We start from the raw sequence: 19,912 nt of genomic DNA on the forward strand, positions 1-19,912 counted from the left end.
TCAGTAAAATAATTCATTCTTATTATGTTTAATTGGACTTTTACTATGAACCAAGTTAGAGAATTTTTTCAGGTTTTAACTGTCATTTATCCTTTGACTCTTATCGTTCCTCGACTCATGCACCCTTTGCTTGATCTACTTTTGATCCAGCCAAACCATATGGTGGGTGTTTTGATTATTGATACTGTCATTGTGGCATGTGCAGTGTTTGTGTTCCTTCCTTTACTAAATAAGATCGTTGAGAGGTTTATAAGCTACTAAACAACATCCCAGTAGCATAAGTTGGAACCACTTGTGCTGCTGAATTTCTCTACGAAAAAGTCAATCACTACCCTAACTTTTGTCGCAAGATTGTCCGTATCAAGGTATAGCGCACTGATCGATTGTTGTTCTAAACTCGTTGAGACTTGATAATCTTCCAGTAAAGGAACCATCTTACCACTCTTCAATTCCTCTCCAATTAACCAAGTAGGAAAAACCACAATCCCACTCCCCCTTACCGCGCTCGCTACCAAGGTTTCCGCATTGTTACTGTAGAGTGAACCTGAAACCTCATACGCATCTAATCTATCTTTACCAATAAACCAACGCTGTAATCCATTGATTCCCTTAAATACGAGGCAGTTATGCTGTTCTAAGTCTTTTGGTGTTCTGGGCATGCCATTAGACGCTAGGTAACTTGGGCTTGCAGCCATGACATAACGCTGCTCGCTGAAACGCTTCATTCTAAGGGAAGAATCTTGTGGCACACCAATACGGATCAGCAGGTCAATTGCCTCGGATGCGGCGTCAACAAAAGCGTCGGTCTGCTGAATTTCGACCTTCAGAAGTGGGTAACGTTCTAACATTTCAGGTAGATAAGGGGCAATGTGAAGTCTTCCGAAGGCAACAGGAACACTGATCTTGACAGTACCACGAGGGATGTCGGCTCGCTGTTCGATTTGATCGACAACACGTTCATATTGATTGATGATGTCGGTACAATGTCTGTTAAATGCTACGCCTTCATCGGTCAGTGATATCGAACGAGTATGACGATGCAACAGTTTGGTGCCGACCTTGTCTTCTAACTGGGCCATTTTACGAGAGACGGAAGATGGCGTCATATCTTGTCTGCGTGCCACTTCAGAAAAGTTGCCAAACTGGCTAGTCATTAAGAACAGCTTTATTTCCAATAAGGACACATCGTAATTCAAAAACGTTCTCCTACTTGTTTCGGTTTTGTTAACCTAGCCAAATATTAAAGTTTAAACATAAAAAAAGGCAAGCTAATAGTTAGCTTGCCTACGTACCAATCAGTTATGCGCTGATAACATTCTTGGTAACAATGAAATGCGCGTCTTCAGTAAATGCTTGGAACTGTTCTACGATCTTCTGCATTTCTTCCGTTTGGATATCAGTTAAAAACGCCTCTTCAGAATCGATATGAATCACTTCAAAATAATCCCAAGGAGATAGTTTGTCTTGACCAAGCATGCTGATGCCTTTGAACACCTCAAATGATGAAACGCTGCTCAGCTTGTTTACCGTTGGTAGATCAGACTGTTTTGCCCACTCTAGGTATTTTGCTTCGTCGGTCGTCGATTTCAGGTTAAAGAATACGATTAGTGTTTTAGCTGACATGCAGCGCTTCCTCTGTAGATTGAGTGGTTTGTTTTGCATTTTGGCTATTGCGATTCGCAAGGTAGATACACACTAATGCGCCAGCAATACACACCATGGCAGCAACACGCCAGTAGTTAAGTTCAATCGGTGTGTTACCAAGCCAGCCTTGAGTATCAATGATCAGACTCATGATCATCTGGCCTAGAATGGTGGCGACTGTAGCAATCGCGACGCCGACTTTCGGCACGGCAGCGACCATCACAATCATGTAGACAATGCCAAATAGCGCACCTGCAAGCTGCCATTTTGGAACGCTTAACAAGGTCGCGTCATAACTAGGCTCAAAAAAGAAGATAAGTAAACCAGTGATCACCGTACCCATGCTAAACGTCAGTAGCGAGCTTTCAATTACCCCAACCTTGGCACCAAGCTGACCATTAATCGCAGCCTGCGTACTCAACGCCATGCCTGAGGCAATAGCTAGCAAAATAATCAGAGTCATTACTGAGCTCCCATATAAATAAAACACAGCGCTAGAAAAATGAACGCCAAACCAAGCACGCGCAGTGGATTTGTGGCTTGCTTTGGCATTCCGAACCAGCCAAAGTAATCAATCGCAAAACTTTTGGTGACCTGACCTAGCAGGACACAAATCATGGTCATTGCCACCCCCAGGATTGGCGTGGAAAGGGTAAGAACCACCACATAGATTGGCCCAAGTAACCCACCAATAAGCTGCCACTTAGGAATTGAGTTCCAATCAGTAAACTTGCCTTGCGGTGTGAAATGACGAATCATCCACAGCAACGCAGTACCGACACCAAAGATGCTTAACGTTGCCCATAAATGACCAACTTGCTCACCTAGTGGTCCAAGAAGGCCAGCCTCGAAAGACAAGCCCATTCCCGCAACCACAATCAGTGCGATAAAGATAATGTTCATCGTGGGTCAAACAGCGCGACAGATGAGTGACGAGTGTATGCCTTACCATTTGGGTACGAAACAAGCTCTAGTTGCATGCCCCATGGTGCCATAAAATACACCCAAGACTCACCTTCAGTTGGACCTTCCGTCATGGTAGTTGGCTCACCAAGTACCTTGATGCCTTGCTCTTTCAGGTAAGCTACTGCTGCACCCATATCTTCAACGTAGAACGCTAAGTGGTGACCACCAATATCAGCGTTATTGGGCGCAGCTTTGTTGCGCTCAACCGTATCTGCGTATTCGAAGATCTCTAGGTTGATACCCTTCGCGTTCATAACGGCGATCTTAGTGATCTCAGCGCGAGAGTTTACATTAAGATGATCCGCCATCCAGTCATCATCTGATGCGAATGGACCAAACTCGTACGCCAATTCAAACTCAAAGTGATCATGGAAAAATGTAATCGCTTCATCTAGGTTTGGTACCGTGAAGCCGATGTGGTCTGGTTTTTTTAGCCCTGGAATAGCCATTATAAATCTCCTCGTTCATGACGAATTTTGTTTAGTGCGCCCATTGTTGTCGCACCTTTGTTAAAGCCTGTGTATGCCGACGCAAATACAATGAGTTCTTCAAGTTCTTCATACGTAACGCCTTGCTTCAGCGCCATATCAACGTGAGCGCCGAATGGGTTACCTTCGCCAGTAACATTCAGTGCCATTTGGTCAATTGCAATGCTGATTAGGGCTTTGGTTTTCTGGTCAATAAGAGGCATGCCCCAAGCTTCACCAGCCACGCGAACTGTCATGTCGCCCCATACTGGGTTGATGGACTTCAAGCCGTCGATCAACGCTTGATCATCAAGCACTGCGTTTTCATATTTACTCGTCATACTCAACACTCTCTTTAGTTATTTGGTTTGTCTTAGCGGATGACGGGTATTATAGGGAGCGGTGTTTTTTGAAAAACCAGTTGAATGGAACAAGACCTATGCAAACTCTGCACAAATGCTGTGAAAAGAGGAGATATGGGGACAGGAAAGCGGCTATTATAAGATGGTTCGCCAGACAAAACGTTAGCTTGAGATTATAGTTTTCCATTTACATAGTAATGGATAGAGAGCAAATGATAGCAAACTCTAGGATAGCTTTTAGTAAGGCAAACGCACATTAACAACATGTGAATGAGTAAAATTCTAACGCGCTTTGGGGCAGAGACGAGTTATAGTTAGTGCTCAAAATCGTGCACTTCGGATACGTTGAATTGGATAAAACCAAGTAAACGAGTCTAACCGAAGCATGTCTATAAAATCGGTGACTATTCAATCTTGCATGATACCGAACACTCGTTACTGCGGCGCATGCCGCTTGGGTAGCACAGCTTCATGCTGTGCAGACTCGAATGGTGATTGTTCTTGATACTTTCCGTCTAGGCCAACTTGATAGCCATCGATGATCTCTTCCAGTTCTATTTTGAGGGCTTCAGTTACTTCAACTAGCTTATCAGTATTGGTAAAGATAGCGTGATCAAGCAAGTCAAGAAGTCCATTTAGCGTAACCTTACTATCCTTTGATTCGGCTTGCTCGTTATCACTTCTTGTAGCCTTAGCCTCGTTCTTCATATCAGCCTCGCTCATAAAAATGCCTGCCGTACACACGGCTGTAGCACAATTACACTCTCGCCAGCCTCTGAGAAGTTTCCTCAGCAAAAAATCTTAACTGTTTACAATAAAAACGATTAATTTCAGACAGTTATAAACCACTAAGATTTAGACACTAAAAGTTAGTGTCTAAATCTTAGTGCCGAAAAATCAAACAAAGCGTCCAATCATTGTCTTCCATGGAAGTTTCACTTTAAGCTACTGATGTTAAAGCACTTAGCGTATGTGCTCACTTCTCTAATCTAAAAAACCCCTGTACCATGGAGAAGTCAATCAACTCTAAGGTCATGATAGTTTGAAGTTTTACGTTGTTTCCGATCTGCATCTCGACATTCACGGAATACGCCGTGACTTCTGGTATAGCTTCGATAACGAAGCCACTTTAGTCGTTGCAGGTGACACAGCGAACGGCCTCTCATGCATGGCGTATGTAAAAAATGTACTTTGTCGCCACTTTAAGACTGTGATAATGATTGCAGGAAACCATGAATGGTATAACAATAAGAGTAAATCCTACCGCCATAGAAGTACGCCCGTTGGGTGCAAATCTAGTGCAAACTCTGACGTTCTCAACGTTTCCAAGAGTTCAGTATTAGCCAAGCTTAAGGCTCATAGCGATACCACTGAAAACCTGTTCTTTTTGAATAATGAGTCGATTGAGTTGGACGGATACACTATCTTCGGTGGAACCCTTTGGTTTCCAATTCACACCTATTCGGTCGAGCTTGTAAATGCATATTCTGAGTTGATGAACGACACTAAGTTTATTGGCAGCTCTATGATTGAAGAGCAGCACAAAGCATTCATTAATAACTTTCCAGAGAAAGTTGATATAGCAATATCTCACCACCTTCCATCTAAAGAAGCTTTTGCTTTCGAGCAAAATGCCAGCAGCGATTATGCTCCGTATTATCATGCAGGGTTGAGTAATGAGTTGATCTCAAGAGCTAGGTATTGGGTGGCAGGGCATCAACATGATGCTGTAGAGAAAGTCATCGCTGACGGTAGGACGACATTTATTTGTAACCCCAAGGGTTCTGTACGCTTAACCAGTGGATTACTTACTAATAAAGCTTATTACCTATAAGAGCTAGCCAGCAACAAACTTCGGCATCTGAAAGCCCGCTAGGGCTTTCTCACTGTGATCATTGGCCTTGTGAAGCAACCAAACAGAAATGATGCATAGATCCATCACCTCCCCTCACAGCCCCAACACTATCATTCGCATAGAAATCACTAAAAACACTTTTACGCGCATAAAAGTGTTGAAACCCTCTTTTTTAAGCGCCAAAAAATGTTATACCTTGCATTTAATTGCGCATTTTTGTGTAATATACACTCAACCAGATAAGCTCTTTAACTGAGGTGGCTAGATGAAACGAACACTACTTGAAAACCTACTCACCTGGAAAGACAAGCCGACAAGGAAGCCCTTGCTGATTGACGGTGCTAGACAAACTGGTAAAACATTCTTATTACAGGAACTATTAGGAAGTACATTCGAAAATGTGATAAGAATCGATTTCCTAGAAAGCCCTGAGTTAATGGAAGCTTTTTCAGGCTCTCTAAACCCTAATGACATCATCACCAACATTGAACTATTAACAGGAGAAATCTTCGAACCATCGACAGATCTTCTTATTTTAGATGAAATTGGGGAATGTCCAAGAGCGGTCACCTCTCTTAAGTACTTTGCAGAAAAGGCTCCCAAAGCTTATGTTGCTGCTAGTGGTTCAAATATCGGATTGCTCACGTCCTTTCCCGTTGGAAAAGTTGAGCAACACAATTTAAGGCCACTTACTTTCAGGGAATTCTTGTGGGCATCTGGAGAAAAAGCACTGCAAAAAGCATTTGACCAAAAGCTGAATTCTCCAGCAGCTCATACAAAATTAATCGAACTACTGACCGACTATTATTTTGTTGGCGGCATGCCTGAAGCCGTAAACTCATGGTTCGAAAACTCAGAACTCAGTATTATTGAACGCATTGAAGCCGTGTCTGAAGTCCATAGGAACTTAATTGAGGGCTACATGCGTGATTTCGGAAAGTACTCTGGAAAAGTGGATGCACAGCTCATCGAATCTGTATTTCGAAGCATTCCCGCTCAACTATCTTCGGTATTCGACGACTCCGTTAAACGGTTTAAATTCAAGGGAGTTCACGAACGCAAGTCTCGCTATGCTGAGTATGAAAGTGCGATCACATGGCTTCACAAGTGTCGGCTTGCTTTAAAAAATCATCCTATTGAAGGACAGCCTCGTTCTCCTTTAGCTGCTTATCAGAAGGAAAATACGGTTAAACTGTTTCTCTTTGATGTCGGGCTATTGAACCATATGCTCGGTACTGGTTACCGTGAAATCAAACAGCAAGGCTATGAATACAAGGGATATGTCGCCGAAAACTATGTTCAACAGGAAATCGCTGCGCTAGGTATTGAACCAAGTTTCTCTTGGGGAGACGCAAGAGCAGAGATAGAGTTCATTATCGCTGATGACCTAGGTCGAATTGTGCCTGTAGAAGTAAAGAGTGGTAAGCGAACCCGTGCGAAATCATTGCAATCCTACATCGAGAAGTGCAAACCCCACAAGACAATCAAACTTACAGGTACTCAAGGCTCTCCAGCAACAGAGAAGGAGCACATCGTGATGCCGCTTTACTACACAGAATACTTACTTGATCACCTCAGAGATCTAGATAAAAGCTAAGTGAGTAAGAAAATACTCATTAACATCTAAGAATCAATGTTATGAGTAATTTTTTACTCATAACATTAATGACTAATTCATAAGCTTTAGAGGATCTGATGAAGCGAGGCTGCTATGAATAAAAGTGCTCCAGAAAAAAGAGAGTCTGTAGAAGAAGTCATAGCTCGTTTAAGGGCCAATCGAGATGCACCTCACGAGATATCAGAGAGATATGTCGTTAATACATCGCCCAAAACTTCAATAAATCAGAGAGTCTCAAAAATCGCCCCCTCCACTCGTCCATCAGAACGCAAAACCGAGGCAAGCAAAACCATCAAGCAACTCTTGCTTGGTAAACTTACGCAAGGTCAAGCGTTGAAATATTTACGTATTAATATACTGGGACTCAAACAGGATGTGTTCGCAAAACTCGTCGGTGTTTCAAGAAAAACACTCTCAGATATAGAGAATGATCGGGGCAGCTACAATACAGAGATTCTCAACAAGGTATTCAAACCATTTGGCTTAAAAGTCGGACTACTCCCTTCTTCTCCCGATGCGTTAAAATCGCTATTAATGGATGGTGAGGATGGGTAAAATGCTCAGTATCAGCCCTATTTATTTAGATTGAATTGCTATAACAAGCTAGTATTTTTAAATAATTTAGGAATACATGGACGCGGGTTCAGTTCCTTTTTAAGCAGGAAATTGATGTAACATTTGATGCAACACCAAATTAGCAACATCGATATAAGTTACTGAATTTATGAATAATGAGAAATCATTTCAACTCCCGCCAGCCCACCAAACGTTTGGAAAAGGCCACCCTCGGGTGGTCTTTTTTGTATCAACAACCCACTATCCACTATCCACATTGTCTTCTTTTCTCACGCACTCATGCTACCTGATAACTTTTCACGAGCATTACTGCATAACTCTGAACGTACGCCGATTTAAAAACTCGTTGAGTATTAAGTAACAGACGATACGCTCATAAATACACCACCAAAACTACACGGAAGTTCAGAAGAACTCATCCAAGGACAAAAGTGTGTCTATATGTTCTTCGATTTAAAGTGTTCTAAGTTTTTGAGTTATCAACAACTACGAGTGCTAAATCTAAGTTATAGAATTATGATGGGTTAAAGTAGAACAATTTGGGTTTATCACTAACCATCAAAAGATACTAAATAAGCCTTTTCTTTTGCTCTTGGTCATCACAATTGGCGGAAAAATAAATTATCAAGTCAATCTAGTATTACGATGTAAAGCAATAAAAATACCTCTTGACCAAGCGAATAATTAACTGTTTTCAATACGATTTCATTGTCTGAAACCTAGTATTTATAGAGTTTTTATCATTCGGTAGCTCTCGTTTATTTTGCTTTCACATTACCTGATGAAAGCCTCAAAAATCCAATACAATATAACTACCTAAGATTAGCGCAGACTGAGTGTTCCAGATTTAAACTTTATTAATGCTAATAAAAATCGGTCAAATAGATAAACATAAATCTAAAAATGTAATTTTCAAATTCACAAGTTACAGAGCAATGCAATATGAATCACATAGTTAAAATTAAATATTGTAAAAACACACAATACATATAGATTTATAGATTTTTAAAATGAAAAAATTCGATGTGAGAAGTTACTTATTTGGATTTATTACAATCATATTGTTGAGCATTAATATGAGTTTTGGAGAGAGTATATTGAATAACGATAAAGTTAACCAATACACACCACAAATCAATGGTGTGATAACAAAAAAAGGGAAGCCGATTAATAACCAAAAGGTTAGTCTTAGTATTGGTTTAAGCGCTTCAGGAAAATCAATAGACTTATCAACATTTACTGACAGCAATGGTCGGTTTGAATTTTCTCCTGTGTATGAGAACAAAGAGAGCGTTAAGATCCCGCTTATTGAACATTATGTAACTATTGTTTTAACCACAGAACTAGATATTGATGAAAGCGTTATTATTTGGGAAGGTTCGTTCGATGGCTATGAAATAGAGGATTACGTAAAAAACAATATGGCTAATCTAGTCTGTGATGCAGCAAACCCTCTTAAGTACTTTGCTTTTTCAATTGATGATGACGAAAACGATGACTACTACGTAAATAGTCAATGTGATTTATTTGGATATATTGACTCTGACTTATATGGAAATTAAAGAATGCAATCACTCTCACCAAAACTATCATCTAGAATCGCAGAAATCCCTTATTCTGTATTCGCAACTAATGTTCGTAACGTTAGTGGTTATATAGCAAAGTTTTTTACATTTGATCTAAGGAATGATGTCAAAAAAGGAACGACAAGTGGCTTTATGGGATTTGGTGGAATGACATCAGATTTTGTAGCGATAGGTCGAGGTAAGGGCGAGTTTGCCGATACTTTGGTATTTTCCTTCCGTGGCACTCAAGTAAACATCGGCGACATTATGACCGATGGAAACATTGGGATATCAGGTACCTCATCCGGTTACAGGGTACATGCAGGTTTTGTAAATCTCTTCAATACGATAAAGCCACAACTTGCAGCATACATCGCTGGTTATTCGAAAAAGAACATGAAAGCACCGAAGGCAATACACTGTGTAGGTCATAGTTTAGGTGGTGCTCTTGCTTCATTAGCGGCAGATTGGGTGAAGAGTCAGTACGGCTATAGCGTACACCTATATACTTTTGGCGCACCAAAAGTTGGCTTTAAACCATACGCAAGAAGGGAGTTAGATTCTTCCTATCGCTGCACTCATGGCGCAGATCCAGTTCCTATGTCTCCTCTTTGGCCATTTACTCACGGTGGTATTGAGTATCGGCTAGATGGAAGTTCTGGCATCTACTTCTGCGCTCATGGACTAGGAAAAAAATCTGTTCCGGGTTATGTCAATACCGCTACAAGTAATGAGTGGTCGGCACTACAACCCAAATCTCAAGCTTACCTAGAACGCAACGTATTTCTTGACTTCAACAATAGATATAATGCTCGGATGACTGATGGTTGGGTAAGTAAAATAGTCTCTTCAATTTTGACCTTATTAAGAATTTCAGGTTTGGGTCATATAATACAACAAATAGCAACTGTAGGCCTTACTGCTTGGGATCAACTAGCTAAAGCTATGGCGTACATCTCAAAACTAAAAAACGAGTATACAGAACACGTTCGCGGTATTTTAGGTCACATGAATGTAATGTCAGGTAGCGCAGCGATCGACCTATCGAGTATTACTTATAGAGTGATAAAACTTTGTTTTTCGAGACTAGTAAGAAGGTTAGACAGTCATGTTAGAAATGCTCTAAATATAGTAGCGTGACAGTAAAAGACACTAACAATTATTCTAAAAACCGCTCTATTATCCTCAACTAGATTGAGTTCAGAAAAAGCGAAGCTATTTAGGCTTCGCTTTTTATTAGGGCTTAGAGTTGTTAACAATATTAAAATCTATATTCCACACCTAGTGATGCTTGGTTAAAGTCTGTTTCCGTGTTTGCACCGTTCGCGACATTCTCCGCATTGAGTTCTACGTCGTACCACATATATTCTGCGTTAACTAAGAAGTTATCAGTAACTTTAAAACCAACACCGGCACCAGCGAATACACCTTCATCATCTTTGTTGCCTTGGAAGCCCGCAACGTTGTAATCCGTCGAGTACCACATTTGACCGCCTTTTGCGTAAAGGTCGACACGATCAGCAATGGGAGCGGTAACTTTTAGAGCCGCTGTATAGCCGTCCGTTTCGGCATTTGCTAGGTTATTACCATAGCTACCGAAATCAATGTAACCACCTTCCAACGCTAAGTAAGGATTAAAACGGTAACCAACTAAACCTTGAATAACATCGCTGTCATCATCAAAGTCATCTTGTCCATCAACTTTTAAGTAACCGTAGTTGGCGCCAACATATACACCATGATCGTTGGAGTCCGCAGCATGTGATAAAGTACTAAACGTTGCTAAAGAAAAAAGGCTAATCAAAGTAACAACATTGCTTTTCATTTCGTTCTCCTAATATAAGTTCCATTGAAGGTTCGAATAGTAAAGAGCAAATGCAATGCCAACTTTAAATTAATGAAAAATATATTTAATTTTATAGAATACTGACAATACTCTAAAGATCGCCGAACAAAAATAGAAAAAAAGAGCTGTCTGTTTACTTTATATAAACAATACTAAATTGAGGTTAATCGCTGATGTGAAAAAGATTCTTGTTAATTTGTAGATTTTTCAAAGAAATTAAATAAACATCTAAAATACTCTTGTAGATTAATCAGTCAAAAAAAATGCTTAGCTAGTTTTTATAAGAAAGGAAGCTAATCACACATACGTTGCATCTTACTTTGCTTCAAGCCGTGAATATTCTACTCTTTGCCTAAGCAGAGTTTAATGGAACTGAAGTATGTTAAAAGGCAGTGAATACCCTTCTATTCGAGCATTAAGGACGTTTGTCGCGGTCTCTAATTACCTCAGTTTCTCTAAAGCAGCGGATGCCCTATGTATTACGCAAAGCGCAGTAAGCAAACAAATCGCATCGCTGGAGCAATTGGTGGGTTTACCTTTAATACAAAGAGGGGCGAGTGGTATTGAGTTAACCGAAGAAGGCAAGCGTTATCTGCCGCAAGTCACAGAAGCTTTGGAGCTTATTCAGCATGCAACTGCCAACTTAATCCAGTCAGATTCAAAGCAAGAATTACTCACCGTGGACGTAACCCCTTCTTTTGCCAGTCTTTGGTTGATACCTAATATTGATGACTTCCACCAGCAACATCCTAACATCCGAGTAAGAGTCTGTACTGGGGATGGGAACGTCAAAGATTCGAGCAACGAAAGTGACTTACATATTCGCTGCCTTCCATTATCCACGCATTATGAATACAGCCACTTACTATGCGAAGAAATACTACTATTGGTCGGTTGTACTAACGCTCCTGCACTCAAGAATGTGCACGCTGTTAGCGACTATCCGCTGATACCTCAAATCACTCGTCCTCAGTTGTGGGAGCAATTTAAGGCGGCACATGCAGTAGAATCAACCGTTACCTATCACTCTGTAGGCTTTGAACATTTTTACCTAGCTTACGAAGCCGTCAAAATGGGAAAAGGACTCGCCTTACTTCCTGATTTTATGGCGCAGAATTCTATTTTAAGAGGGGATATCCAACATATTCTCAACCTAACTTTACAGAGTGGTTATGGTTATTACGTGATGATCCCGAATTATCGCCTATCGGCTAAGAAAGTGGCGGCGTTTTACGAATGGTTGAAGAGCAAACTAAGCTAATATTGTTTTCTTGAAATGCTTTTGGTAAACCAAAACAACTCAAAGACTTCAGTATCTGTCTGCTCCAAATTGTGGCATTCTCATTAACACTGTTTCAAAAGGATAAATGGATTGAAAGATATGGACAGCAATTCGCCCAAACTCTCATTACGTACCATTGAGCCAACGGATTACCCTGAGCTTGCAGAGCTAATGGACTTAGTGTTTCCTGATGTTGGCGGCTCATGGCCACGGCTGACTATTATGGATCTCATTCATCAGTTTCCTGATGGCCAAATCTGTATTGAAGATAACGGCAAAATAGTCGGTGCAGCATTAACCATTAAAGTGGACTACAACCGCTTTTCTCTTCCTCATCTATATACCGACATCATTACCGAAAACAACGTCATACAGAATCAAGTAACCGGTGATGCCATGTATGGTCTCGATGTATTTGTCCACCCGGACTATCGAGGGCTACGTTTAGGTCGACGTTTGTATGATGCGCGTAAAGAGCTTTGCCGTAGTAAGAACTTCAAAGCAATTTTAGCCGGTGGTCGCATTCCTAATTACCACCAATACGCAGATGAACTGAGCGTTGCAGAGTACATCGACAAAGTAAAACGCCGTGAGCTTCATGACCCTATTTTGTCTTTTCAGCTTGCTAACGACTTCGATGTAAAACGAATCATGCGCGGCTACTTACCAGAGGATAGCGCTTCTAAAGGTTACGCGACACTGCTGGAGTGGGATAACTTTTTCTACGAAGAGGATATTCAATCCGTACACGATGTAGAAAAAACACTGATTCGGATTGGTGTCGTCCAGTGGCAAATGCGCGCGATGAATGACCTGGAGGATTTGCTCGATCAGGCTGAGTTCTTCATCTCTTCTCTTGCGAACTATAAAGCCGATTTCGCCCTATTCCCTGAGTTCTTTAACGCACCGCTGATGGGCTTGCAAAACGACAAAAATTCCGTTGAAGCAATCCGCTTTTTGGCTAGCTTTACAGAAGAGATCAAAAACCGTTTCTCGCAGATGGCGGTCACCTACAACATCAACATTATTGCAGGCAGTATGCCCGTTATCGAAGATGGCAAACTGTATAATGTGGCCTACTTGCTGCAACGAGATGGTGAAATTAACGCTCAATATAAAATCCACATCACGCCTCATGAACAAAGAGACTGGGTGATCGACGGTGGTGACAATGTTCAAGTGTTCGAAACCGATGCGGGCAAAGTCGGCATACTGATTTGTTATGACAGCGAATTCCCTGAATTGGGAAGAATGTTAGCAGAACAAGGCGCACAAATTGTATTCGTTCCTTTCTGGACGGACACAAAAAATGGCTATCAACGAGTACGAATTTGTTCCCAATCGCGTGCCATTGAAAACGAATGCTATGTTGCAATTGGTGGCAGTGTTGGTAACTTACCTCGTGTTGATAACGTGGACATCCAGTACGCACAATCTGCCGTATTCTCACCGTCGGATATCTACTTCCCGCACGATGCGACCTTGACAGAAGCAAGCGCCAACACCGAAATGATGATCTTCGCCGATGTTGATTTGACTAAGTTGAAGCAACTTAATACCGAGGGTTCAGTAACCAACTTACGTCACCGACGCCTTGATTTGTATGGCGCATTCACCAAAGCCAAAGAGTCATAAGGATCTCCCTAGTTCGCCGCTACCAAAGAGCGTGGCGGCGAGTAAAGCCAGCTGCAGGTTGATTCTGCGCAATTATCAGAGGCATGTCAGTTTTTCTCAACGGTGAGAAACAAGAATTGACCCAATAGGACATTCGGAGTATCACTCCAACTTCGTTCCGCTTTTATTAGGGGAAAGCTTTTGGAACATATTAACGAACTTCTCGTGTCAATGAAGCCTTTGCTTGAGCAATACGGCTACGTTGCGCTGATTGTCAGTATATTTCTAGAAGGGATAGGTATCCCGATGCCTGGTCAATCACTGATGATCGCGGCATCTTTGCTCTCGTCAGAACAAGTCATGAACCTAAGTATGGTAATGATGGTATCGTGGCTGAGCTGCTTTTTGGGTAATACCTGTGGTTACCTAATCGGCTATTACTTTGAAGGCTGGTTGGATAAAAAAGGCTACATTTCCGGCCCGAAGATGCAAACGCTTCAATTGACTATCCAGAAATACGGCCCTACTTGCTTGGTCGTCAGCCGCTTTATTGAAGGAATGAAGCAATTTATGCCTCTTGCATGCGGTATCGCGAAAATGCCACGTAGAGAGTTTTTGCTCGGTAACGCCCTCGCGGCGACGGTTTGGGTATTGGTATTCAGCTTGTTAACTCACTTTGCATTTGAGCATTTAAGCGTGTTGAGCAACCTGTACACCGAATACAAATATCTGGTATGGGCATTTGCTGCTGTCTTATTTACGTGGATGGTTTTAGGTATTGTTAAACGCAAAAAAGCCAAATCAATGCAATAACAACAGTCTCTTCATTAGCGCATAACTAAAGCTCCTGGTATCAGTGAGATACGCAACACGAGCTTTTATCTTTTTCTTTACGTGTAAAATTTAAACAGCCATTTAGACGTCTAGACGTTGACAATGTAGAAATGTGATATTAGTCTGCTCTTCTCTCTTATCATTAACATTGTCGTTTACATGTCCGGTTCCCAACAAACTACTAAAACAGTTGCACCGTCTGCGGTCGCACTGATCCCATTAATTGTATTCCTTGCGCTATTTATTGGCGTAGGCACTTACTTATCTTTGCAAGGCGTGGAATTTGCCTTCTACCAGCTGCCTGCACCCATCGCGGTATTACCAGCCATCATCATTGCGTTTCTTTTAAGTAAAGAGAAACTTAACCGCTCAATCGAACACTTCATGCGTGGTGTTGGCCACCCAGACATCATCGCAATGTGTATGATCTATCTGCTTGCAGGTGCCTTTGCTGCGGTAGCAAAAGCCTCTGGCGGTGTTGATGCAACAGTGAACCTTGGTTTATCCGCTATTCCAACCAGCATGATTTTACCGGGCATTTTTCTGATTTCTGCTTTTATCGCAACAGCAATGGGGACTTCGATGGGTACCATCGCAGCCGTTGCCCCCGTAGCGTTGGGTATTGCTGAATCAGCAGGAATGAGCTTACCGTTAACCGCAGGCGTTGTGCTGAGCGGCGCTATGTTTGGTGATAACCTTTCTATCATCTCTGACACCACCATCGCGGCGACACGCTCTCAAGGTTGTGAGATGAAAGACAAGTTTAAAGAGAACATTCGTATTGCTTTACCTGCGGCGTTGATCGCGATTGCAGTGTTCGCTTTCAACAGTACCGCGACTCAAGTGCCTGCAACTGGCGATATTGAGTGGCTAAAAGTCTTGCCGTACATCACTATTTTGATCCTAGCGGTATCTGGTGTAAATGTGTTTGTGGTTCTGTCGATTGGCATTCTTTTGGCTGGCGGCGTGAGCTTGGCATCGATTGACAATTACGGACTGACTAATCTAGCCCAAGACGTTTACAAAGGCTTTGGTAACATGCAAGAGATCTTCTTGTTATCCATGCTGATTGGTGGTTTGAGTGAACTAATGCGTCGCCAAGGTGGTCTTGCTTTTCTAACCAACTTCGTTAGCAGCCTTATCCACGCGTTTGGCTCTAGCCACTCTAAGCATGCGAACAGTCGTGCAAGCGAGCTAGGTATTGCAGGTTTGGTTTCAATGGTCAATGGCTGTACGGCAAACAACACCGTAGCCATCATTGTATCGGGCAGCGTTGCTCGCCAACTGGCGGAAGAGAATAATGTCTCTCCTCGCCGCTCAGCAAGCTTGTTAGACATTTTCTCATGCGTGGTGCAAGGCGTGTTGCCTTACGGTGCTCAAGTACTGCTGCTAGGTTCCGTGTTCAACCTCTCGCCACTTGAAGTAGTTGCCAATTCTTACTACTGTTTTGCATTAGCGATAGCGGCTATTGTCGCGGTGTTTATCAAACATCCCGCTCGTCAACCTGTAGCGCAAACTGAGAACTAACGACAAATACCGAAAAGGCTCCGATGGAGCCTTTTTACTTTCCTTTCTTCTTTTTTTCTTTTCCGCGAGCAGATTTACTTCAAAGCTGAACGCAAACTTTGCGCACTGTGTAAAGGAATCGCAAAGCGATGCGCCACATCGCGTAGAGCTTCCACCTGAGCCGCGTTACTGATTGCTAATTCGCCTGCAACATCGACGTGGTTATTCTCAAACCCCACTCTCACATCGAATCCAAGTAACATCGCACTCGCTAAACAGTCTTGCTCTCGCGCGCCAAAAGCACAAATGGCACATCGAATTTCTTCCTCGACAAAATGCGCCAAATTCAAACCTCGTAAATCCCATGGCGAAGACTGTTGAGCTTGGTGATAACGCCCTAACACCACTAATGCATGCTGATACGTTTTAGGTAACACGCCCGCATCACGCAGTTGGAAATAACGTTCAATGTCGGTTGCATCGTAGAGAATAATTTGGCTCACGATGTTGTTTTCTGCCACCCAATGGAAAAAGGCATACCCTTCTTTCTCACTTGCTCGATCAGGGATTAACTCCCTCAATGCGAAAGAAGCCGCTTCTGGTTTCACAGCTTTAACTAACGCCATCTGTTGTGGCGGAGAATACAAGCCCACCGCCTCTGTGGTGAGCTGTACCATCATGTTTTGTCCCACCGCTTCTTTCACGGCATAGTAAATTGCCATGTTGTCGTCGATGTCTAATGAATGACGTCCGTTGGCGTCTCTAGCATGTAAATGGATCATGGCAGCCCCTGCCGTTTGACAAGCGATAGCCTCTGCAACCAGTTCGTCTTTTGTCATGGGTAAGCTGGCGTGATCGTGCTTAGTTTTTCTTGCACCGTTTGGGGCCACGATAATAGCGATAGGCTCTCGTATACATCGATTTTCTAATTCCATTCCTTCGCTACCTCTTTTAGCGTTAATGAGAGTTTGCCAACTAGCTCATCAATATGGTGAGGCTGAATAATGAATGGCGGTGCAAGCAAGATATGGTGCCCATTAACGCCATCAATCGTTCCGCCCATTGGGTAGCACATTAAGCCATTTTCCATTGCTTGCTGTTTGATGCGTTTGTCTGCCAATGTGGCTTTACTCAGAGGCGCCTTGCTTTCTTTATCCGCCACCAGCTCAATGCCAAAAAATAAGCCTTTACCACGAATGTCGCCAATGTACGGTAAATGGGCCAATTCAGAAGTAAGCTCATTACGCAGCAAAGCACTTTGCTGATTCACCGCCGTTAATAAATCATCTTGGAAGATGGTTTGAATGGTTTCCACGGCAGCAGCGCACGCCACAGGGTGCGCCATAAAGGTATGGCCATGTTGGAAAAAACCGCTTCCACCGGCAATAGCTTGGTAGACTCGATCATTCGCAACCACCGCGCCAATAGGTTGATAACCCGCACCAAGCCCTTTAGCCATACACACCAGATCGGGTTCTGCCTCTTCTTGCTCAAATGCAAAAAAACTACCACTGCGTCCAACGCCACACATGACTTCATCCAAGATCAATAACACATCGTATTGGTCGCATATTTCGCGAATACGTTTGAAGTAACCTTGAGTCGCAGGCACAGCTCCAGCGGTGGCTCCCACAATGGGCTCAGCGACAAAAGCCATGACATTCTCAGCCCCCAACTCAAGAATTTTTGCCTCTAGTTCATTCGCCGCTCGTAATGAGTAATCCAATTCCGACTCATGAGTCTGCTGATACCGATAAGCATAGCAAGGGGCAATGTGATGGCTCGGATGCAAGATGGGTTTGAACGGTTCACGTCGCCATTCATTGCCACCGACCGCCAGAGCCCCCAAGGTATTGCCGTGATAACTTTGCTGACGCGCGATGAATTGCTTTTTCTCTGGCTTACCTGATTCCACGAAATACTGCCGCGCCATTTTTAGTGCCGACTCCACCGCTTCTGATCCTCCACTGACTAAATACACATGGTTGAACTGTTCAGGCATGTGCTGACAAATCAATTCTGCTAGGCGCTCACTGTTGTCGCTAGTAAAAAATCCAGTATGAGCAAATGGCACTCGCTCGATCTGTTCCAACATGGCTTTTTTAACGGCGTGATGACTGTGGCCAAGGTTTGATACCGCAGCACCACCACAAGCATCGAGATACTGCTTTCCATGCTTATCGAATAGATAAACACCTTCACCTCTATCGATGATTGGTAGCGTGGCATGGCAATGACGGTGAAATACGTAAGACATTTGAGTCCCTTCCAATGTGTAATACTTGCACACATCATCAGGAACAAACCCAAACGTGACAAGAGAATAAATCTCACCCTCTATGAGCTTTTGGAATACCACAAACCAAAAACACCAAAACCCTTGATATTTAAACAATAAAATAAAAATAGGCCAGCTTTTTTAAAGGCTGGCCTATGGGTAACCCAAAGCTAAAAACAGAATCGTTTTACGCGTTTAGTGCCTGTTCTAAATCGGCTAGAATATCGTCAATATGTTCAATACCCACCGATAAACGAATCATCTCTGGAGACACACCAGCTTGTTTTTGTTCTGCTTCGCTCAATTGACGATGAGTCGTCGATGCAGGATGGCAAGCCAATGATTTTGCATCGCCAATGTTCACCAAACGCTTAAAGATTTTCAAAGCATCATAAAAACGCACACCAGAGTCATAACCATCTTTTAAACCAAACGACAAAATCGCAGAAGGCTTACCTTTCATGTATTTTTCGGCGAGATGGAAGTGTTCAGAACTTGGCAATCCGGCATAACTTACCCAACTGACTTTGTCATTCTGTTCCAAGAATTCAGCCACTTTGAGTGTGTTCTCGGTATGGCGTTCCATACGCAGCGGTAACGTTTCTAACCCTTGCATAAGCATAAATGCATTCATCGGTGATAATGCTGCTCCGGTATTACGCAGTGGTACGGTACGCGCACGCCCGATAAATGCCGCCTCACCAAACGCTTCGGTATACACCACGCCGTGGTAAGAAGGCTCTGGTTGGTTGAAAACAGGAAAGCGGTCTTTGTGCTGTGCCCAAGGGAATTTACCGGAATCCACAATCACGCCACCTAATGTGGTGCCATGTCCACCAACGTATTTAGTGAGAGAGTGAACTACGATATCCGCACCAAATTCGATGGGTTTGCAAAGCACTGGCGTCGCAACGGTGTTATCCACAATCACAGGTACGCCTTGTGCATGAGCAAGCTCCGCCACACGTTCTAAATCGATGATATTACCCGCAGGGTTCCCAATGCTCTCGCAGTAAACCGCTTTGGTATTTTCATCAATTAACTCGGCCAAACTTTCTGGCTTGTCATCTTTGGCAAACTTCACTTGAATACCTTGATTTGGCAGCATGTGCGCAAACAAGGTGTAAGTACCGCCATAAAGTTGCGGCGTAGAAACGATGTTATCGCCCGCTTGCGCTAACGTCAGAATCGCATAGTTAATCGCTGCACTCCCCGCACTCACGACCAACCCGGCAATGCCGCCTTCTAACGCCGCCATGCGTTTTTCCAGAACATCGTTAGTCGGATTCATGATGCGAGTGTAGATATTACCCGGCACTTCCAAGTTAAACAGATCAGCGCCGTGCTGCGCGTTATCAAACTCGTACGCGACTGTTTGATAAATCGGCGTCGCGACAGATTTAGTGGTAGGGTCAGTTTCGTAACCAAAATGGATGGATAGCGTTTCGTCTTTCATGTTCTTCCCTGTCTTTCATCACTCAAATAGCGGCAAGCAAAGC

The 19,912-nt window shown here is 42.9% G+C and carries 20 protein-coding genes; 9 read left to right on the forward strand and 11 right to left on the reverse strand.

Translation table 11 applies throughout. The annotated features are described in order from the left end of the window. Positions 1-257: 257 nt before the first annotated feature. The 7 genes from R7O13_RS17885 to R7O13_RS17915 all read right to left on the reverse strand — a co-directional run bounded on the left by R7O13_RS17885 (position 258) and on the right by R7O13_RS17915 (position 4,162). Positions 258-1,196, reverse strand: coding sequence for a LysR family transcriptional regulator (locus tag R7O13_RS17885; RefSeq protein ID WP_318304366.1), 939 nt, complete (start codon positions 1,194-1,196; stop codon positions 258-260). Between the two features lie 103 nt (positions 1,197-1,299). Beyond that, positions 1,300-1,623, reverse strand: coding sequence for a hypothetical protein (locus R7O13_RS17890; RefSeq protein WP_318304368.1), 324 nt, complete (start codon positions 1,621-1,623; stop codon positions 1,300-1,302). Then, a complete protein-coding gene (locus R7O13_RS17895) occupies positions 1,613-2,107 on the reverse strand; it encodes a DMT family transporter (protein ID WP_318304370.1) in 495 nt (164 codons plus the stop codon). Before R7O13_RS17895 ends, R7O13_RS17890 begins: the two co-directional genes overlap by 11 nt. Then, positions 2,107-2,547 carry a DMT family transporter gene (locus tag R7O13_RS17900; RefSeq protein ID WP_318304371.1) on the reverse strand — a complete coding sequence of 147 codons (441 nt, stop codon included), beginning with the start codon at positions 2,545-2,547 and terminating at the stop codon, positions 2,107-2,109. Before R7O13_RS17900 ends, R7O13_RS17895 begins: the two co-directional genes overlap by 1 nt. After that, positions 2,544-3,059, reverse strand: a complete 516-nt coding sequence (locus R7O13_RS17905; RefSeq protein ID WP_318304372.1) for a VOC family protein — start codon at positions 3,057-3,059, stop codon at positions 2,544-2,546. The genes R7O13_RS17900 and R7O13_RS17905 overlap by 4 nt, the downstream gene beginning before the upstream one ends. After that, the gene (locus tag R7O13_RS17910) at positions 3,059-3,418 is read right to left on the reverse strand and encodes a carboxymuconolactone decarboxylase family protein (protein WP_318304373.1); all 360 of its coding nucleotides are present in this window, start codon (positions 3,416-3,418) and stop codon (positions 3,059-3,061) included. The genes R7O13_RS17905 and R7O13_RS17910 overlap by 1 nt, the downstream gene beginning before the upstream one ends. A 456-nt stretch (positions 3,419-3,874) precedes the next feature. Beyond that, positions 3,875-4,162, reverse strand: coding sequence for a hypothetical protein (locus R7O13_RS17915; RefSeq protein ID WP_025506926.1), 288 nt, complete (start codon positions 4,160-4,162; stop codon positions 3,875-3,877). A 319-nt stretch (positions 4,163-4,481) separates the two neighbouring features. On the opposite strand from R7O13_RS17915, the gene R7O13_RS17920 reads away from it, so the two are divergent. From R7O13_RS17920 to R7O13_RS17940, 5 genes are all read left to right on the forward strand, one after another. Further along, a complete protein-coding gene (locus R7O13_RS17920; protein ID WP_318304375.1) occupies positions 4,482-5,273 on the forward strand; it encodes a metallophosphoesterase in 792 nt (263 codons plus the stop codon). A gap of 286 nt (positions 5,274-5,559) precedes the next feature. Continuing rightward, positions 5,560-6,891, forward strand: a complete 1,332-nt coding sequence (locus tag R7O13_RS17925) for an ATP-binding protein (RefSeq protein ID WP_263838112.1) — start codon at positions 5,560-5,562, stop codon at positions 6,889-6,891. A gap of 114 nt (positions 6,892-7,005) precedes the next feature. After that, positions 7,006-7,467 (forward strand): helix-turn-helix transcriptional regulator, encoded by a 462-nt coding sequence (locus R7O13_RS17930; protein ID WP_025795024.1) that lies wholly within the window; start codon positions 7,006-7,008, stop codon positions 7,465-7,467. A gap of 1,031 nt (positions 7,468-8,498) precedes the next feature. Further along, positions 8,499-9,050 (forward strand): Ig-like domain-containing protein, encoded by a 552-nt coding sequence (locus R7O13_RS17935; RefSeq protein WP_250155407.1) that lies wholly within the window; start codon positions 8,499-8,501, stop codon positions 9,048-9,050. A gap of 3 nt (positions 9,051-9,053) precedes the next feature. After that, positions 9,054-10,193 carry a lipase family protein gene (locus tag R7O13_RS17940; RefSeq protein WP_318304379.1) on the forward strand — a complete coding sequence of 380 codons (1,140 nt, stop codon included), beginning with the start codon at positions 9,054-9,056 and terminating at the stop codon, positions 10,191-10,193. A 121-nt stretch (positions 10,194-10,314) separates the two neighbouring features. Here the strand turns inward: R7O13_RS17940 and R7O13_RS17945 are convergent, their stop codons facing one another. Beyond that, on the reverse strand, positions 10,315-10,878 hold the full coding sequence (locus tag R7O13_RS17945) for a porin family protein (RefSeq protein ID WP_005381668.1): 564 nt from the start codon (positions 10,876-10,878) through the stop codon (positions 10,315-10,317). A 400-nt stretch (positions 10,879-11,278) separates the two neighbouring features. Between R7O13_RS17945 and R7O13_RS17950 the strand changes: the two genes are divergently transcribed. The 4 genes from R7O13_RS17950 (at position 11,279) to R7O13_RS17965 (ending at position 16,156) form a co-directional block, all read left to right on the forward strand. Next, positions 11,279-12,160: a LysR family transcriptional regulator gene (locus tag R7O13_RS17950; protein ID WP_047102126.1), complete on the forward strand. Its 882-nt coding sequence runs from the start codon at positions 11,279-11,281 to the stop codon at positions 12,158-12,160. A gap of 120 nt (positions 12,161-12,280) precedes the next feature. Beyond that, on the forward strand, positions 12,281-13,816 hold the full coding sequence (locus tag R7O13_RS17955; RefSeq protein WP_005391488.1) for a bifunctional GNAT family N-acetyltransferase/carbon-nitrogen hydrolase family protein: 1,536 nt from the start codon (positions 12,281-12,283) through the stop codon (positions 13,814-13,816). A gap of 204 nt (positions 13,817-14,020) precedes the next feature. Then, positions 14,021-14,608, forward strand: coding sequence for a DedA family protein (locus R7O13_RS17960; protein WP_005381671.1), 588 nt, complete (start codon positions 14,021-14,023; stop codon positions 14,606-14,608). Between the two features lie 180 nt (positions 14,609-14,788). Beyond that, complete coding sequence (locus R7O13_RS17965) at positions 14,789-16,156, forward strand: Na+/H+ antiporter NhaC family protein (RefSeq protein ID WP_170890789.1); 1,368 nt, start codon at positions 14,789-14,791, stop codon at positions 16,154-16,156. 74 nt (positions 16,157-16,230) lie between these two features. On the opposite strand, the gene R7O13_RS17970 is transcribed toward R7O13_RS17965, so the two are convergent. From R7O13_RS17970 to R7O13_RS17980, 3 genes are all read right to left on the reverse strand, one after another. Further along, positions 16,231-17,070, reverse strand: coding sequence for a 3-keto-5-aminohexanoate cleavage protein (locus R7O13_RS17970; protein WP_053302975.1), 840 nt, complete (start codon positions 17,068-17,070; stop codon positions 16,231-16,233). Continuing rightward, positions 17,061-18,392 carry an aspartate aminotransferase family protein gene (locus R7O13_RS17975; RefSeq protein ID WP_318304383.1) on the reverse strand — a complete coding sequence of 444 codons (1,332 nt, stop codon included), beginning with the start codon at positions 18,390-18,392 and terminating at the stop codon, positions 17,061-17,063. The genes R7O13_RS17970 and R7O13_RS17975 overlap by 10 nt, the downstream gene beginning before the upstream one ends. 208 nt (positions 18,393-18,600) lie before the next feature. After that, positions 18,601-19,869 carry an O-acetylhomoserine aminocarboxypropyltransferase/cysteine synthase family protein gene (locus tag R7O13_RS17980; RefSeq protein ID WP_167415039.1) on the reverse strand — a complete coding sequence of 423 codons (1,269 nt, stop codon included), beginning with the start codon at positions 19,867-19,869 and terminating at the stop codon, positions 18,601-18,603. Positions 19,870-19,912: the final 43 nt, after the last annotated feature.

It is taken from the genome of Vibrio sp. Y176, assembly GCF_033438945.1.

Coding starts and splice junctions, on each gene's coding strand:
- R7O13_RS17890 (WP_318304368.1), bottom strand. CDS start 1,623: ATGTCAGCTAAAACACTAATCGTATTCTTTAACCTGAAATCGACGACC.
- R7O13_RS17895 (WP_318304370.1), bottom strand. CDS start 2,107: ATGACTCTGATTATTTTGCTAGCTATTGCCTCAGGCATGGCGTTGAGT.
- R7O13_RS17900 (WP_318304371.1), bottom strand. CDS start 2,547: ATGAACATTATCTTTATCGCACTGATTGTGGTTGCGGGAATGGGCTTG.
- R7O13_RS17905 (WP_318304372.1), bottom strand. CDS start 3,059: ATGGCTATTCCAGGGCTAAAAAAACCAGACCACATCGGCTTCACGGTA.
- R7O13_RS17910 (WP_318304373.1), bottom strand. CDS start 3,418: ATGACGAGTAAATATGAAAACGCAGTGCTTGATGATCAAGCGTTGATC.
- R7O13_RS17915 (WP_025506926.1), bottom strand. CDS start 4,162: ATGAGCGAGGCTGATATGAAGAACGAGGCTAAGGCTACAAGAAGTGAT.
- R7O13_RS17925 (WP_263838112.1), top strand. CDS start 5,560: ATGAAACGAACACTACTTGAAAACCTACTCACCTGGAAAGACAAGCCG.
- R7O13_RS17930 (WP_025795024.1), top strand. CDS start 7,006: ATGAATAAAAGTGCTCCAGAAAAAAGAGAGTCTGTAGAAGAAGTCATA.
- R7O13_RS17935 (WP_250155407.1), top strand. CDS start 8,499: ATGAAAAAATTCGATGTGAGAAGTTACTTATTTGGATTTATTACAATC.
- R7O13_RS17940 (WP_318304379.1), top strand. CDS start 9,054: ATGCAATCACTCTCACCAAAACTATCATCTAGAATCGCAGAAATCCCT.
- R7O13_RS17945 (WP_005381668.1), bottom strand. CDS start 10,878: ATGAAAAGCAATGTTGTTACTTTGATTAGCCTTTTTTCTTTAGCAACG.
- R7O13_RS17950 (WP_047102126.1), top strand. CDS start 11,279: ATGTTAAAAGGCAGTGAATACCCTTCTATTCGAGCATTAAGGACGTTT.
- R7O13_RS17955 (WP_005391488.1), top strand. CDS start 12,281: ATGGACAGCAATTCGCCCAAACTCTCATTACGTACCATTGAGCCAACG.
- R7O13_RS17965 (WP_170890789.1), top strand. CDS start 14,789: ATGTCCGGTTCCCAACAAACTACTAAAACAGTTGCACCGTCTGCGGTC.
- R7O13_RS17970 (WP_053302975.1), bottom strand. CDS start 17,070: ATGGAATTAGAAAATCGATGTATACGAGAGCCTATCGCTATTATCGTG.
- R7O13_RS17975 (WP_318304383.1), bottom strand. CDS start 18,392: ATGTCTTACGTATTTCACCGTCATTGCCATGCCACGCTACCAATCATC.
- R7O13_RS17980 (WP_167415039.1), bottom strand. CDS start 19,869: ATGAAAGACGAAACGCTATCCATCCATTTTGGTTACGAAACTGACCCT.